General features: G+C 62.6%; 10 protein-coding genes. All 10 read left to right on the top strand.

Translation table 11 applies throughout. The annotated features are described in order from the left end of the window. The first annotated feature begins 357 nt into the window (after nucleotides 1–357). The 10 genes from bcsQ (HX792_RS17910) to bcsQ (HX792_RS17865) all read left to right on the top strand — a co-directional run bounded on the left by bcsQ (HX792_RS17910) (nucleotide 358) and on the right by bcsQ (HX792_RS17865) (nucleotide 15,978). Nucleotides 358–1,410, top strand: a complete 1,053-nt coding sequence (gene bcsQ, locus HX792_RS17910) for a cellulose biosynthesis protein BcsQ (protein WP_371319363.1) — start codon at nucleotides 358–360, stop codon at nucleotides 1,408–1,410. Beyond that, a complete protein-coding gene (gene bcsA / locus HX792_RS17905) occupies nucleotides 1,407–3,626 on the top strand; it encodes a UDP-forming cellulose synthase catalytic subunit (RefSeq protein WP_176997317.1) in 2,220 nt (739 codons plus the stop codon). The genes bcsQ (HX792_RS17910) and bcsA overlap by 4 nt, the downstream gene beginning before the upstream one ends. Further along, nucleotides 3,623–5,896 (top strand): cellulose biosynthesis cyclic di-GMP-binding regulatory protein BcsB, encoded by a 2,274-nt coding sequence (bcsB, locus tag HX792_RS17900; RefSeq protein ID WP_176997316.1) that lies wholly within the window; start codon nucleotides 3,623–3,625, stop codon nucleotides 5,894–5,896. The genes bcsA and bcsB overlap by 4 nt, the downstream gene beginning before the upstream one ends. After that, nucleotides 5,893–7,089, top strand: coding sequence for a cellulose synthase complex periplasmic endoglucanase BcsZ (bcsZ, locus tag HX792_RS17895; RefSeq protein ID WP_176997315.1), 1,197 nt, complete (start codon nucleotides 5,893–5,895; stop codon nucleotides 7,087–7,089). Before bcsB ends, bcsZ begins: the two co-directional genes overlap by 4 nt. Next, entirely contained in the window at nucleotides 7,071–10,961 is a 3,891-nt protein-coding gene (locus tag HX792_RS17890; protein ID WP_176997314.1) for a cellulose biosynthesis protein BcsC, read from the top strand. Before bcsZ ends, HX792_RS17890 begins: the two co-directional genes overlap by 19 nt. A 16-nt stretch (nucleotides 10,962–10,977) precedes the next feature. Next, nucleotides 10,978–11,640 carry an SGNH/GDSL hydrolase family protein gene (locus HX792_RS17885; RefSeq protein ID WP_176997313.1) on the top strand — a complete coding sequence of 221 codons (663 nt, stop codon included), beginning with the start codon at nucleotides 10,978–10,980 and terminating at the stop codon, nucleotides 11,638–11,640. After that, nucleotides 11,640–12,305, top strand: coding sequence for an alginate O-acetyltransferase AlgF (locus HX792_RS17880; RefSeq protein ID WP_176997312.1), 666 nt, complete (start codon nucleotides 11,640–11,642; stop codon nucleotides 12,303–12,305). Before HX792_RS17885 ends, HX792_RS17880 begins: the two co-directional genes overlap by 1 nt. 17 nt (nucleotides 12,306–12,322) lie before the next feature. Then, nucleotides 12,323–13,738, top strand: a complete 1,416-nt coding sequence (locus HX792_RS17875; protein WP_176997311.1) for an MBOAT family protein — start codon at nucleotides 12,323–12,325, stop codon at nucleotides 13,736–13,738. A gap of 12 nt (nucleotides 13,739–13,750) precedes the next feature. After that, nucleotides 13,751–14,875 (top strand): cell division protein FtsQ, encoded by a 1,125-nt coding sequence (locus tag HX792_RS17870; protein ID WP_176997310.1) that lies wholly within the window; start codon nucleotides 13,751–13,753, stop codon nucleotides 14,873–14,875. Between the two features lie 176 nt (nucleotides 14,876–15,051). Continuing rightward, on the top strand, nucleotides 15,052–15,978 hold the full coding sequence (gene bcsQ / locus HX792_RS17865) for a cellulose biosynthesis protein BcsQ (RefSeq protein ID WP_176997309.1): 927 nt from the start codon (nucleotides 15,052–15,054) through the stop codon (nucleotides 15,976–15,978). Nucleotides 15,979–16,216: the final 238 nt, after the last annotated feature.

Below are 16,216 nucleotides of genomic sequence, written 5' to 3'. Positions count from 1 at the left end.
AGGTTTAATCGCGGTTTCGTGTAGGCAAATTTTCGAGACAGTGTGGGGCTGCCGAATATTTGTTGATGGATATGTCAGTTTTGCGCCGTTGTTGTCCGTTCGGGCAGCAATCTCCGCGAAAAAATAACGCAAGTTCATGTTCTAACAGCGAATGCCTTTTTCTTCGCAGAACTGTCATAAAAATGGCGTCATGCCGTTCGTCGGATTAAATTGAACTAAAAGCATCAAAATACTGACACCATCAATGTGATATCACAGAATGCGCCCCACACCACATAACTAGAAGAATTCAAGGTCAGCACATTGCTGACCTTTTTATCGCCTTTAAAGCGCAAACCAGGTGGGGAGGGGCAGTGAGTGAGTCGGGCAGATGACATTTCAAAACTATTCAACAAGCTGGGTGCCAACCCGAATGGTTACCGCGAGATCAACGTTGTCCACGAGTACCTCGAGGACGATGTAGAGGTCCTGGAAAGCCCGGAAGTCGTTGAAGCGCCTGCGGTTGTGCAAATGCCCCCGGTCATGGAAGCGCCGTCCGCCCCCTTGCTGCGGTTGCTCGAAGAGCTGAACCACGGCGAAGCCGAACACCTGCACCCGCCTGAAGTGGTGGAGGGCCTGGACGGCGAAGTGTACTCGGAGCTTTCCAGCCCGGCCGTTGTGGTGGTGGTCTCGGTAAAAGGCGGCGTTGGCCGCAGCACCCTGACGGCAGCCATTGCCAGCGGCTTGCAGCGCCAGGGCCGCCCAGCGCTGGCCCTGGACCTCGACCCTCAAGACGCCCTGCGCCATCACTTGTGCCTGGGCCTTAACATGCCCGGCGTCGGCGCCACCAGCCTGCTCAATGAAGGTTGGGAAGCGCTGCCTGAACGTGGTTTTGCCGGCTGCCGCCTGGTGGCATTCGGTAGCACCGACCACACCCAACAGCAGAGCCTGAACCGCTGGCTCGGCCAGGACGCCGAGTGGCTGAGCAAACGTTTGGACAGCCTCAAATTGAACGGCCAGGACACGGTGATCATCGATGTCCCGGCCGGCAACTCGCTGTACCTGAGCCAAGCCCTGTCGGTGGCTGACGTCGTGTTGGTCGCCGTACAGCCCGACGTGGCGTCGTTCAGCACCCTGGCCCAGATTGACACTTTGCTCGCGCCCGCTTTCGAGCGCGTAACCCCGCCACAACGCTTCTATGTGATCAACCAGTTGGACGCCGCGCACCGCTTCAGCCTGGACATGGCCGAGGTGTTCAAGACGCGCCTGGGTGATGCCTTGCTAGGCACCGTGCACCGTGACCCCTCGTTCAGCGAAGCCCAGGCCTACGGGCGTGACCCCCTCGACCCTACCGTCAACAGTATCGGCTGCCAGGACGTCCACGCCCTGTGCCGCGCCTTGCTCGAACGCATCGACTCGGACCTTCCATGACCGACACTACGTCCTCCACGCCCTTCGTCGAAGGGCGCGCTGAACAGCGCCTAAATGGCGCCATTGCGCGCTTCAATCGCTGGCCGGCGGCGCTGCGTACGGTACTGGTTGTCACCAGTGGCGTGCTCGGCGCCCTGCTGTTGATGAGCATCATCGCCGCACCGCTGGACCTCTACAGCCAGTTCCTGTTTGCCGGCGTGTGCTTCCTGGCGGTGCTGGTGTTGCGCAAGATCCCGGGGCGCCTGGCGATTCTTGCGCTGGTAGTGCTGTCGCTGGTGGCGTCGCTGCGCTACATCTTCTGGCGGCTGACCTCCACGCTCGGGTTTGAAACCTGGGTCGACATGTTCTTCGGCTATGGCCTGGTGGCGGCCGAGTTCTACGCCATGGTCGTGCTGATCTTCGGCTACGTGCAAACCGCCTGGCCCCTGCGCCGCCAGCCCGTGTGGCTCAAGACCGAACCGGAAGAATGGCCGACGGTCGACGTGTTCATCCCCACCTATAACGAAGCCCTGAGCATCGTCAAACTGACCATCTTCGCCGCCCAGGCGATGGACTGGCCAAAAGACAAGCTGCGCGTCCACGTGCTGGACGACGGTCGCCGCGACGACTTCCGCGACTTCTGCCGCAAGATCGGCGTGAACTACATCCGCCGCGACAACAACTTCCACGCCAAGGCCGGTAACCTCAACGAAGCGTTGAAGGTCACCGACGGCGAATACGTTGCCCTGTTCGACGCCGACCACGTGCCGACGCGCTCCTTCCTGCAGGTGAGCCTGGGCTGGTTCCTGAAAGACCCGAAGCTGGCGATGCTGCAAACGCCGCACTTCTTCTTCTCGCCGGACCCGTTCGAGAAGAACCTCGACACCTTCCGCGCCGTGCCCAACGAGGGTGAGCTGTTCTACGGCCTGGTGCAGGACGGCAACGACCTGTGGAACGCCACCTTCTTCTGCGGTTCCTGCGCGGTGATCCGCCGTAAGCCCCTGCTGGAAATCGGCGGCGTTGCCGTCGAGACCGTGACCGAAGACGCCCACACGGCGCTCAAGCTCAACCGCCTGGGCTACAACACCGCCTACCTGGCCATCCCGCAAGCCGCGGGCCTGGCCACCGAAAGCCTGTCACGCCACATCAACCAGCGAATCCGCTGGGCACGGGGCATGGCGCAGATTTTCCGCACCGACAACCCGCTGCTGGGCAAAGGCCTCAAGTGGGGCCAGCGCATCTGCTACGCCAACGCCATGCTGCACTTCTTCTATGGTTTGCCGCGCCTGGTGTTTCTCACTGCGCCGCTGGCCTACCTGGTGTTCGGCGCCGAGATTTTCCACGCCTCGGCGCTGATGATCGTGGCCTACGTGCTGCCGCACTTGGTGCACTCCAGCCTGACCAACTCACGGATCCAGGGGCGTTTCCGCCACTCGTTCTGGAACGAGGTGTACGAGACGGTACTGGCCTGGTACATCCTGCCGCCGGTACTGGTGGCGCTGGTCAATCCCAAGGCCGGTGGCTTCAACGTCACCGACAAGGGCGGCATCATCGACAAGCAGTTCTTCGACTGGAAGCTTGCGCGCCCGTACCTTGTGTTGCTGGTGGTGAACCTGGTGGGCCTGGGCTTCGGTGTGCATCAACTGGTGTACGGCGCGGAAAACACCGCCGTCACCGTCGCCATCAACATGACCTGGACCCTCTACAACCTCATCATCACCAGCGCCGCCGTGGCCGTGGCCTCCGAGACGCGCCAAGTGCGTTCCGAGCCGCGTGTGAGTGCGAAGCTGCCGGTGAGTGTGATCTGTTCCGATGGTCGCGTGCTTCACGGGATCACCCAGGACTTCTCGCAGAACGGCTTCGGCCTGATCCTCGATGATGGCCACTCTATTGTCCAAGGTGAACGGGTGCAGTTGGTGTTGTCGCGCAACGGCCAGGACAACCTGTTCCAGGCGCGAGTGGCGTTCAGCAAAGGAGCCCAGATTGGTGCGCAGTTCGAGTCATTGAGCCTGCGTGAGCAAAGCGAACTGGTGCGCCTGACGTTCTCACGTGCTGACACCTGGGCCGCCAGCTGGGGTGCCGGCCAACCCGATACGCCGCTGGCCGCCTTGCGCGAAGTCGGCGGCATCGGCATCGGCGGTCTGTTCACGTTGTGCCGCGCCACCCTGCATGAATTACGTATGGCCCTGCGCCGCACTCCCTCACAACCGCTTGATACGTTGATGGACAAGCCATGACCTTCACACCTCTTTTTGCGCGCGCTCATTCGCGTGCCGCACTCGCGTTGATGATCGCCTCGCTGTTGGGCCTGAGCCCACTGCTGCAGGCGGCCGACAAAGCCGCGATTGCCCCCGTTGCCGCGCAAGGTGCCGAGAACGGCTACAGCCTCACGCTCAAGCAACTGGGCCGTCGCGACACCATGAACCTGCAGGGTGTGGAGTCGTCCGACAGCGTCAACTTCGACATCCGTGCCGACCAGGTCGTGACAGGCGCTCAACTGCTGCTCAACTACAGCTACTCGCCGGCGTTGCTGGCAGACCTGTCGCAAATCAACGTGCTGGTCAACGACGAAGTCGCCGCCAGCCTGCCGTTGCCCAAAGAGGGCGCCGGCACGGCGCAACAGGCCGTGGTACAGATTCCGCCGCACCTGATCACCGAGTTCAACCGCATGCGGTTGCAGTTCATCGGTCACTACAGCATGTCCTGCGAGGACCCGCTGCACAGCAGCCTGTGGGCGAAAATCAGCAACACCAGCGAACTGAAAGTGCAGGTCTCGCCGATCCTGTTGAAAGATGATCTGTCGGTGTTGCCGCTGCCGTTCTTCGACAAGCGCGATGCCCGTCAGGTCAACCTGCCGTTCGTGTTCGCCACCGCACCGGATAACGCCACACTGGAAGCGGCGGCCACGTTGTCTTCGTGGTTCGGCGCAATGGCCAGCTACCGTGGCGCTACGTTCCCCACGGCCTACGGCACGATCCCGGCCAAGGGCAATGCCATTGTGCTGGTGCTCAGCCCCAACGCAGTCGATGTCAACGGCGTGAAAGTGGCGCAAGCCAGCGGGCCGACCCTGAACCTGATCGCCAACCCTAATGACCCCCAGGGCAAATTGCTGATCGTGTCGGGCCGCGACGGCGCCGAACTCAAGCGCGCGGCGACCGCTGTGGCGCTGGGCAACCCGGTGCTGGCCGGCAGCAGCGTGGTGATCGACAAGCTCGAAAGCCTGGCACCGCGCCGTCCTTATGACGCGCCGAACTGGGTGCCCAGTGATCGCCCGGTGCGCCTGGGTGAACTGGTCGAGCTGAAAAAACTCAGCGTCTCGGGCTACAACCCGGGCGCCATCAACGTGGATTTCCGCCTGCCGCCCGACCTGTTCAACTGGCGTGAAGAGGGTGTGCCGCTGCACCTCAAATACCGCTACACGCCGCAGCAGGTGTCGACCAATTCCTCGCTGCTGGTGGGCCTGGATGACCAGTTCATGAAGTCCATGCCACTGCCGTCGATCACCAACCTGGCGGACGGCAAGACCCTGTTGAGCATGATGCAGAAGGACAACACGCTGCCGCGTGAAGCCACTGTGCTGCTGCCGATCAGCTCCGCGTCGCCGATGTCCAAGCTGCAACTGCGCTTTATGTACGACTACATCAAGGAAGGCGAATGCCGGGACATCATCGTCGACAACATGCGCGGCACGATCGATCCGGATTCGAGCCTCGACATCAGCGGCTACCAGCACTTCATCGCCATGCCCAACCTGGGTGTGTTCAATGACGCAGGCTTCCCGTTCACCCGCCTGGCAGACCTGTCCGAGTCGGCCGTGGTGTTGCCTGACACCTTTGGCACCGAGGAGCTGAGCGCGTACCTGACCATTCTGGGTCGCTTCGGCGAGTCCACCGGTTACCCGGCGACGGCCGTCAAAGTGGTGCAAGCCAAGGACGTGCAAAGCGTTGCCGATAAAGACCTGCTGGTGATCGCCACCGGTGCCGACCAGCCGTTGTTCAAGCAATGGCAGCAATACCTGCCGGCGACCGCCAATGGCCCGCAGCAGCACTTCAAACTGTCTGACCTGCCGCGCTACGTCAGCACGTGGATCAGCCCGGACGCCGCAGCCAACAAGCATGCGGCCAACGCGGCCATCAGCTTCAACAGCTTGAGCACCAGCACCTGGTTTGCCGGTTTCGAATCGCCGCTCAAGGCCGGTCGCAGCGTGGTGCTGATCTCCAGCACCAAGCCCGAAGGCCTGCAAGCCGCAACCGCCGTACTGATTGGCGGTGACCAATACAAAGACACCATCCAGGGCAGCCTGGCGGTGGTGCAAGGCACACAGGTCGACTCACTGGTGGCCGACCAGCAGTACTACGTCGGCAAACTGGGCCTGTTCAAGTCGGTGCAATGGCAACTGTCGCAAAACCTGGGCTGGATGCTGTTGTTCACCTTCCTTGGCATGGCGATTGTCTCCTGCCTGATCTACCTGTCCCTGCGTGCCCGTGCAAAACGGCGGTTGGCATGATGCGTCCAGCCGCTTGGGTTGTGGTGGGCGCCGTGATGTGTGCGGGGGCGGCCCAGGCCCAGACGTGTGACGCGCAATGGCCGCTGTGGCAGAACTACGCCACGCGCTTTGTGCAGGAAGACGGACGGGTGCTGAACTCGTCCCTGAACCCCAGCGAGAGCAATTCCGAGGGCCAGTCCTACGCCATGTTCTTTGCCCTGGTGGGCAACGACCGTGCGCGGTTCGACAAGCTGTGGACCTGGACTAAGTCCAACATGGCCGGCAACGACATCAATCGCAATTTGTTCGCTTGGCTGTGGGGCAAGAACAAGGACGGCGAGTGGGGCGTGATCGACGCCAACTCCGCCAGCGATGCCGACCTGTGGATCGCCTATTCGTTGCTCGAAGCGGCGCGCATCTGGAACGTGCCGCAATACCGTGCAGATGCGCAGTTGGTGTTGGCCAATGTGGAAAAGACCCTGATCGTACGCGTACCGGGCCTGGGCAAGATGCTGTTGCCGGGGCCGGTGGGCTATGCCTATCCGGGCGGTTTGTGGCGCTTCAATCCCAGCTATCAAGTGTTGGCGCAACTGCGTCGCTTCAATAAAGAGCGCCCGAACGGCGGCTGGAATGAAGTCGCCGACAGCAACGCGAAGATGCTGGTCGACCCGCACAGCAACCCCCATGGCTTTGCCGCCAACTGGGTGGGCTACCGCGCTACCAGCACCAATGCCGGCGTGTTTGTGGTCGATCCGTACTCTGACGACCTGGGCAGTTACGACGCGATCCGCGCCTACCTGTGGGCCGGCATGACCGCCAAGAGCGACCCGCTCGCCGCGCCGATGCTCAAGGCCCTGGGTGGCCTGTCGCGGGCGACGGCGGCGTCGGCCAATGGCCTGCCGCCGGAGAAGGTCCATGTGCTCACCGGTGAAGTCGAGAAAAACAATGGCTACTCGCCGCTGGGGTTCTCGGCGTCGGCCATGGTGTTCTTCCAGGCACGCGGCGAGACCGCCCTGGCGCAGCTGCAAAAGCAGAAGCTCGACGACGTGCTGGGCAAGGCCATGGCGCCGTCCGCGCCCGATACCGCGCAGCCGGTTTATTACGACTACATGCTGAGCCTGTTCGGCAAAGGTTTTGCCGATCAAAAGTACCGTTTCGAACAAGACGGTACGGTCAAATTATTCTGGGAGGGCGCATGCGCCGCCACACGCTAGCCCTTGCGATTTTGGCCACCCTGGCGTCCAGCGCCAGCCTGGCTGCAACCAGCGACCCACAAGCCTTGCTGATCGAGCAGGGCAACTACTGGCAGTCGAAGAAGAACCCCGAGCGTGCCCTGGAAAGCTGGCAGAAACTGCTCAGCCTGAGCCCCGAGCAGCCGGACGCGCTGTACGGTATTGGCCTGGTCCAGGTGCAACAGCAACATCCGGAAGAGGCACAGAAATACCTGGCCCGCCTGCGTGCGATTTCGCCACTGCCGCGCCAAGCCTTACAGCTTGAACAAGACATTGCCGTCAACATTCCCGCCAACGCCAAGCTGCTGGAGCAGGCCCGTGAACTGGGTGAACCGGTGGAAGAGCGCGAGCAGGCGGTGGCGCTGTACCGCCAGATTTTCCAGGGGCGCCAGCCTCAAGGCTTGATTGCGCGTGAGTATTACAACGCCCTGGCGTTCACGCCCAAAGGCACTGCCGAAGGTATCGCCGGCCTGCAACGCGTCACGCGTGAGCGCCCGAATGACTCGATCGCCGCGCTGTTCCTGGCCCGGCACTTGGCGCGTAACCCGTCTTCGCGCGTCGAAGGCATTCGTGCGATGGAGCGCCTGTCGACCGACAACGACGTGGGCGGCGCCGCCGATGAAGGCTGGCGTTTTGCGCTGGTCTGGCTCGGTGCGCCGAACCGTGAGCAGGTGCCATTGTTCCAGCAGTTCCTGGCCAAGCATCCGGACGACACTGAGATCCGTGCCCTGATGAACAAAGGCATTGCCCAAGGCAAGGGCGATGGCGGCTGGCAGCGTGATCCCAAGCTGGTCAAGGCGTTCAAGGCCCTCGACGAAGGCGACCTGAAAACCGCCGAACCGTTGCTGGCAGCGCGCCTGGCTGAAAAATCCAATGACGTCGATGCCCTCGGCGGCATGGGCGTGGTGCGCCAACAGCAGCAGCGCTTCAGCGAGGCAGAGAACTACCTCGGCCAAGCCACGCGCCTGCCCGGTGGTGCCGCCTGGCAAAAAGCCTTGAATGACGTGCGCTACTGGAGCCTGCTGAACCAGGCCCGTGACGCACAGAGCGCCGGCCGCAGCAGCCAGGCCCGTGACCTGGCCGCCCAGGCCGAACGCCTGAACCCTGGCAAGACCGACGCCACCATGGCCCTGGCCGGTTTCCAGGCGCAGGACAACCAGCTCGACGCCTCCGAAGCCAGCTACCGCAAAGTGCTGGCGCGCAACCCCAACGACCCGGATGCCCTGAGTGGCCTGATCGGCGTGTTGTCGCAATCCGGCCGGCCCGATGAAGCCTTGAAGCTGATCGACTCGCTGTCCGCGGCCGACCGTGGCAAGTTCTCTTCGAGTGCGAAGATCAAGGCCCTGCGCGCCACTCAGATGGGCAAGGTGGCCGACCAGCGCGGCGACCTGAAAGCCGCGCAGGCGGCTTACCAGCAAGCCCTCGACGCCGACCCGGAAAACCCCTGGACACGTTTCGCCCTGGCGCGCGTTTACCTGCGCGACGGGCAAATCCGCAACGCCCGTGCCTTGATCGATGGCCTGCTCAAAAGCCAGCCCAACCAGCCGGATGCGCTGTACACCAGCACCTTGCTCTCGGTTGAACTGGATGAGTGGAAAGCGGCGGACGCGACCCTGTCGCGCATTCCTGCGGCCCAGCGCACGCCGGACATGAATGAGCTGGCGAGTGACATCGCCCTGCACAAACAGACTGAGATCGCCATCGAGAGCGCCCGCCGTGGCCAGCGCCCCGAAGCCTTGGCGCTGCTCGGTCGCAGCGCTTCCCTGGCTGGCAAGAAGCCCGAGCGCCTGGCGGTACTGGCCTCGGCTTACGTCGAGGTGGGCGCCCCGGAAGAAGGCTTGCAGATCATGCAAGGCGTGCTGGAAAAGACCTCGAACCCAACGCCCGACCAGAAGCTGCTCTACGCGGGCGTGCTGCTCAAGGCCAACCATTACACTGAAGCGGGCGACATCCTGCGCGACCTGCAGGGCCAGCCGCTGACCGACGCCGGGCGCCAGCGCTACGAAGACCTGATCTTCCAGTACCGAGTCAAGCAAGCCGATGCGCTGCGCGAGAAAAATGACTTGGTGGCGGCCTACGACATGCTCTCGCCGGCGCTGGTGCAGCGTCCTCACGACACCTCGGCGATCAGTGTGCTGGCGCGCATGTACGCCGATGGCGGCGATGGCAAGAAAGCCATGGCGCTGTACGAGCCGCTGGTGCAGCAGAACCCCAACAACGCTCGCCTGCAACTGGGCCTTGCCGGCATTGCCTTGAAGGGCGGTAATCGCAGCCTGGCCGAATCGGCCACCGACAAGGCCCTGCGCCTGGACCCGACCAGTGCCGAAACGCTGACCGCTGCCGGGCAGATCTATCAGGGGCTGGGCCGTAATGCCGAGGCGGCCGAGTTGCTGCGCCGCGCCCTGGCCATCGAGAGCGCCCAGCGCGTCCAGGCGCGTTCGGCGCTGGCTGATGCCCAAGGCGTGGCCTACAACCCCTTCGTCGGCTTGCCGGGCCAGCGTCGGCAGATCACTGACCTGGCCGTGGATCGCGGCGCTGTGCCGCCGCCTATTGATGCGCCGGCCAACACGGTACCGGCACCGGTGGCCGTGCCGGGCGCTGCCGTCCCTGCCAACGGTTTTGTCGCGTCGAACAAGTTGAGCGACCCGTTTGTTCCGCCGACTCGAATTGCCGCGCTGGACAACCCGACCTTGAGCCCGGCACGCCGTGCCCTCGATGGCCTGTTGCGGGATCGCAGTGGCTACCTGGTGCAGGGCTTGAGCGTGCGCAGTAACAACGGTGAAAGTGGCCTGAGCAAAATCACCGAAGTGGACACGCCATTCGAAGCGCGCATGCCAGTGGGTGACTTGAATGTGGCGTTGCGTGCGACGCCGGTGAGCTTGAGTTCGGGTGCGGTCAAAGCTATTTCGGCTGCGCGTTTTGGCGCGGGTGCTGGCGAGGACAAAGCCAAGCGAGAAAACGGCGTCGGCCTGGCTGTTGCCGTTGAAGACCCGGCGCAAGGCGTCAAGGCTGATATCGGTGTGAGCCCGTTGGGCTTCACCTACAACACCGTGGTGGGTGGCGTGAGTGTGAATCGACCGTTCACCGAAGGCGGCAACCTGCGCTATGGCGTTAACGTTTCGCGGCGCCCGGTGACAGACAGCGTGACCTCGTTTGCCGGTTCGACCGCGAGGATTACTGACGCTGATGGCCAGGTCCACGAGAAGAAGTGGGGCGGCGTCACCGCTAACGGCGGGCGTGCCGAGCTGAGCTACGACGACCAGGAAGTGGGGGCCTACGGCTACGCGTCGTTGCACCAGTTGCTGGGCAATAACGTCGAAGACAACACCCGTATGGAATTGGGCAGCGGCGTCTACTGGTACCTGCGCAACACACCGACCGACACCCTCACCCTGGGCGTCAGCGGCATGGCCATGGGCTTCAAGGACAACCAGGGTTTCTACACCTACGGGCAGGGCGGCTACTTCAGCCCGCAACGCTTCTTCTCCCTGGCCGTGCCGGTTCGCTGGGCACAGAGCTTCGACCGTTTCAGCTACGAGTTGAAAAGTTCGGTGGGCGTGCAGCATATCGCGCAAGATGGCGCCGATTACTTCCCGACGGACAGTCGCTTGCAAGCCAATGCGCCCACCCAGAAATACGACAGCAGCAGCAAGACCGGTATCGGCTACAGCCTCAACGCGGCCGCCGAATACCGCCTCAGCTCGCGCTTTTACCTGGGTGGCGAAGTCGGTGTCGACAACGCCCAGGATTATCGCCAGTACGTCGGCAACGCGTACCTGCGCTACCTGTTTGAAGACCTGAGTGGGCCTATGCCGCTGCCGGTCAGCCCTTACCGTTCCCCGTATTCGAATTGATTGATAGGAGTCATCCATGCCTGTTTCCGCGATTGCCGGCCTGACCCTGCTGGTACTGGGCGAAAGCCACTTGAGCTTTCCCGATCACCTGCTGGACCCGCTGCAAGCCAACCTGACGGCGCAAGGCGCCAAGGTCCACACCATCGGGGCCTGCGGTGCTGGCGCAGCCGATTGGATCGTGCCGAAGAAAGTCGACTGCGGCGCCGAGAACCTGCCGGGCGCCAAGCCGCAAGTGTTCGGCAAGAACGCCATGAGCACCACGCCGGTCAAGGACCTGATCGCCAAGGACAAGCCCGATCTCGTCGTGATCATCATTGGCGACACCATGGCGTCCTACCCGGACCCGCAATTCCCGAAAGTCTGGGCGTGGAAAAGCGTGACGTCCCTGACCAAGGCCATCAGCGAAACCGGCACCAAGTGCGTGTGGGTCGGCCCGGCCTGGGGCAAGGTCGGCACGATGTACAAGAAGGATGACGCGCGCACCAAGCTGATGTCGTCGTTCCTGGCGACCAACGTTGCGCCGTGCACCTACATCGACTCGCTGACCTTCTCCAAGCCGGGCGAGTGGATCACCACCGACGGCCAGCACTTCACCATCGACGGCTACCAGAAGTGGGCCAAGGCCATCGGCGGTGCGCTGTCGGCATTGCCGGCTGACGCTGTGAAGGGAGCCAAGTGATGAAGCGTCTTTCCCTGGGCCTGGCGGCCTTGCTCGTCAGCGTCAGTGCCTACAGTGCCGACATCCCGCTGTACCCCACCGGGCCGGAAAAAGACTCGGCGTTCCTGCGTTTTGCCAACGGCACCAGCAGCGAGTTGAAGCTGGTGGCCGACGGATCCAAGGCCAGCCTGGTGCTGGGTGGCGACAAGCTCGTCTCCGACTACCTACCGGTATCGGGTGGCACTGCGCCGATCAAGGGCGTGTTGAGCCAGGGCGGCAAAACTGCTGATCTGGCGGTCACCGTAGCCCCTGGCGAGTTCGCCACGGTGATCGCGGTGGCCGATGCCAAAGGCGGTATTCGCCAGTTGGTGATCCACGAGCAACCGGACGACTTCAACGCGTTGAAGGCCTCGCTGGCTTTCGTCAACGCCGACGCCGCGTGCGCCGACGCCAGCCTGGAAGCCGTGGCGCAAAAGGCCGAACTGTTCAAGAAAGCCGCCGAAGGTTCGGTGCAACGTCGCATGATCAACCCGGTGGAACTGTCGGTGCAGCTCAAGTGCGCGGGTACGCCAACGGGCCAGCCATTGACGTTCACCCTCAAGGCCGGCGAGCGCTACAGCGTGCTGGCATTGCCATCCGCTGCCGGTACCAGGTTGTTGTTCGCGCCTGACACGCTCGCTAACTGATCGGGCCCGAACCCACCATGGTCTTTGCCTCACTCGAATTCCTCACGCTGTTCCTGCCGGCCTTCCTGTTGATTTATGCCCTGGCTCGTCCGAGCTGGCGCAACGTCATCCTGTTGATCGGCAGCTGGTTGTTCTACGGCTGGTTGAGCCCGTTGTTCCTGTTCCTGCACATGGTGTTGACCGTGGTGGCGTGGGTCGGCGGCTTGCTGGTGGACCGCTCCCGTGAGGACGGCAAAGGCCGGGTGCGCCTGTTGATCGCGTTGATCGTGTTCAACACGGCGGTGCTGTGTTGGTACAAGTACGCCAACATCGTCGCGGGCACCGTGAGCGAGGTGATCACCTGGTACGGCTACATGCCGCTTGATTGGCAACGCGTGGCCTTGCCGGCCGGCTTGTCGTTCATCGTGCTGCAGGCCATTTCCTACCTGGTGGATGTGCACCGTCATACGGTGCCGGTGGAGCGTAGCTTCATCAATTACGCCACCTACATTTCGATGTTCGGGCACTCGATTGCGGGCCCGATCATCCGTTACGACTGGGTTCGCCGCGAGCTGAACCAGCGTTATTTCAACTGGCCGAATTTTGCCCTCGGCGCGCGGCGCTTCATGATCGGCATGGGCATGAAAGTGCTGGTGGCCGACACCTTGTCGCCCTTGGTCGACATCGCGTTTCACTTGGAAAACCCCAGCCTGGTGGACGCCTGGATCGGTTGCCTGGCGTACTCGCTGCAACTGTTCTTCGACTTCGCCGGCTACAGCGCCATGGCCATCGGCCTGGGCCTGATGCTGGGTTTCCACTTCCCGGAAAACTTCAACCGGCCTTACCTGGCCAGCAGCATCCAGGACTTCTGGCGGCGCTGGCACCTGTCGTTATCCAGCTGGTTGCGCGACTACCTGTACATCGCCCTGGGCGGTAACCGTGACGGCGTGTGGCGCACCTATCGCAACCTGTTCCTGACCATGGCGATTGCCGGGTTGTGGCACGGTGGCGACAGCTGGAACTACCTGCTGTGGGGTTCGGCCCACGGCGTGGCGCTGTGTGTTGACCGTGCGTGGTCGCGGTCGAGCCTGCCGAGCATTCCGCCGGTGCTGTCGCACATCCTCACGCTGCTGTTTGTGTGCCTGGCCTGGACCCTATTCCGCGCGCCGGACTTCCACTCGGCGCTGACGATGTACGCCGGCCAGTTCGGCCTGCACGGCATGGGCCTGGGTGATGCGATGGCCGTGGCCATGCGTCCGGCCCATGGCATGGCCGCGTTGTTGGGCCTGGTGTGCATCATTGCGCCGATCTGGCAGGTGCGCTGCGAGCAGCGCTTTGGCACACAGCCGTGGTTTGTGGTGGCGGCCTCGCTGTGGCCGGTGGCCGGGTTTGTGTTGTCGTTCGCGCTGATTGCCAGCCGCGACGCCGTACCGTTTCTGTACTTTCAGTTCTAAGGACGCCCGACCATGCCTGCTCCTACCGCGCCGACGCCACCGAGTGAAGTGGCCGTTCGTACCAGCCCGCTGGCGGCCTGGGTGCTGGTGCCTTTCCTGGCGGCCGGGCTGTTGTCCTGCGCCTGGCTGATGGTCAAAGGGCCGATCAGTTTCCTGCCGGCCAAGGTCGACAGCGACATGCTGCTGCACGGTGACGTGACCCATCGCTTTGCCAAGGAGCTGGCCAAGGCGCCGATGGCGATCCAGGCCGCCAACCTTGAGCGCGGCGGCAGTTGGCTGGCGTTTGGCGACACCGGGCCGCGTGTGCGCCAGGGGTGCCCGGGCTGGCTGTTTATCAGCGATGAACTGCGCATCAACCGCCACGCCGATGCCAACGAACAGACCAAGGCCCAGGCGGTGATCGATCTGCACAAGCAACTGGGCAGTAGAGGCATCGACCTGCAAGTGCTGGTGGTGCCGGACAAGAGCCGCATCGCCGCCGCCGAGCGTTGTGGCCTGTACCGCCCGGCCGTGCTTGATGGCCGGATTGAGGATTTCACCGATGCGTTGCAGGCCGCTGGCGTTTCGGCGCTGGACCTGACCGACACCTTGAAACCCTTGGGCGCCGAGGCGTATCTGCGCACCGACACCCACTGGAGCGAGATCGGCTCCAACGCCGGTGCGAAGGCCCTGGCGCAGCGCATCCAGCAGCGCGGCATCCAGGCCACGCCGGAGCAGGCGTTCGACATCACCCAGGCACCGCTCGCGGTGCGTCCCGGTGACTTGGTGCGCCTGGCCGGCCTGGATTGGCTGCCGCCGAAGTTGCAACCGCCAGGGGAGTCAGTCGCAGCGAGCAGCGCCCATGAAACCGGCGGCGCCACCAGCAATGCCGACGACCTGTTTGGCGATGCCGGCCTGCCGAACGTGGCGCTGATCGGCACGTCGTTCTCGCGCAACTCCAACTTTGTTGGCTTCCTGCAAAAGGCCCTGAATGCGCCGGTGGGTAACTTCAGCAAGGACGGTGGTGAATTTTCTGGCGCGGCCAAGGCGTACTTCGACAGCCCGGCTTTCAAGCAAACGCCGCCTAAGTTGTTGATTTGGGAGATTCCTGAGCGGGATCTGCAAACGCCTTACGATCCGATCAACGTAAGTCAGTAATTTGACGATTTGCCGCCTGTCTAAAAAATAGGCGGCCATATACCAAAATAATGACACTTTGACGGCTCTGTAACAGAATGCTTGCACAGAGACGCACACAAAAAGACCTGCGGTAAGCCCTCGTTTTTCTTGCCGACCCCTCACGTCTTTAAGATGCGCCGTGTGGAGTTCAGGCCATGAGCCTTACTGATCGAATTTTCTGTCTGCTAGGCAAGGATGTCGCCCGAGATCCCCAAGGATTGAATGCGCGCCTGCATTTCTTTGGCAGCATTCCCGTCGACGACGGCACCCCGTTTCCCCCTCCCAGTGCCAATGAACACGCCCTGCCGGTGCAGGTGATGGCGCAGCGCCCGAAAGTCGTGGCGTTGGTGTCGATCAATGGCGGCGTCGGCCGCAGCACCCTGGCGGCGGCCCTGAGCAGCGGCTTGCAGCGCCAGGGCGAATCGGTGGTCGCGCTGGACCTGGACCCGCAAAACGCCTTGCGTCATCACTTCGGCGTGAGCGCAGCGTTGCCGGGGATCGGTCGCACCAGCCTGCAACACGGCCAGTGGCGCCCACTTCAACAAGCCGGGTTTGCCGGCTGCCAGGTGATTGCCTTTGGTGATACCACAGAGCAACAACAGGAAAACCTGCACCGCTGGCTCAAGCAGGAAACCGGTTGGCTGGCGCGGCACGTCGCGGACCTTGGCTTGAGCGAGCGGCAAACGCTGATCATCGATACGCAGGCCGGCAATAACGTGTATTTCCATCAAGCGCTGAGCATCGCCGATGTGGTGCTGGTCGTGGCCCAGGCGGATGCCGCTTCACTGGGTACCCTCGACCAGATGGAGGTATTGCTCGCGCCGTACCTGGCACACGCCAAGGCGCCGCGTGTTCATTACGTGATCAACCAGCTGGATGAGGACAATGCCTTCAGCCTGGACATGCTCGAAGCCTTTAAGCAGCGCTTGGGCAATGCCCCGATGGAAGTGCATCACGACGCGGCGATCAGCGAAGCCCTGGCGTTTGGCACCGACCCGTTGGACAGCCCGTCGATCAGCCTGGCGTGTGACGACATCAACGACCTGTGCCGTGTGTTGAAGGCGCCAAAAAAAACCGCATGAAGTGCGGTTTATACGCTTAACGCCCGATGCTTATGCACAATCGGTTGGTTGGGGCTGTCACGAAACAGCCATTTTGTGGAGCCGTTCTCAACACGCCGCAACTGCCTGTTTTGCGTGCATTTTATTTTATGAACAAAAAATGACCAGCAGGGCTTTTGGGCTGTAGCGCTTATAGCTACAGCCTCCGTAAAGAATTCATCAACAGAGTTATCCACAGGGCGCGGCGCGAAGAATTTGC

Source organism: Pseudomonas sp. B6002 (assembly GCF_013385985.1).
Classification (GTDB): domain Bacteria; phylum Pseudomonadota; class Gammaproteobacteria; order Pseudomonadales; family Pseudomonadaceae; genus Aquipseudomonas.
Note: the sequence above shows the minus strand (reverse complement) of the source record. Positions and strands in the feature narration are given on the sequence as shown.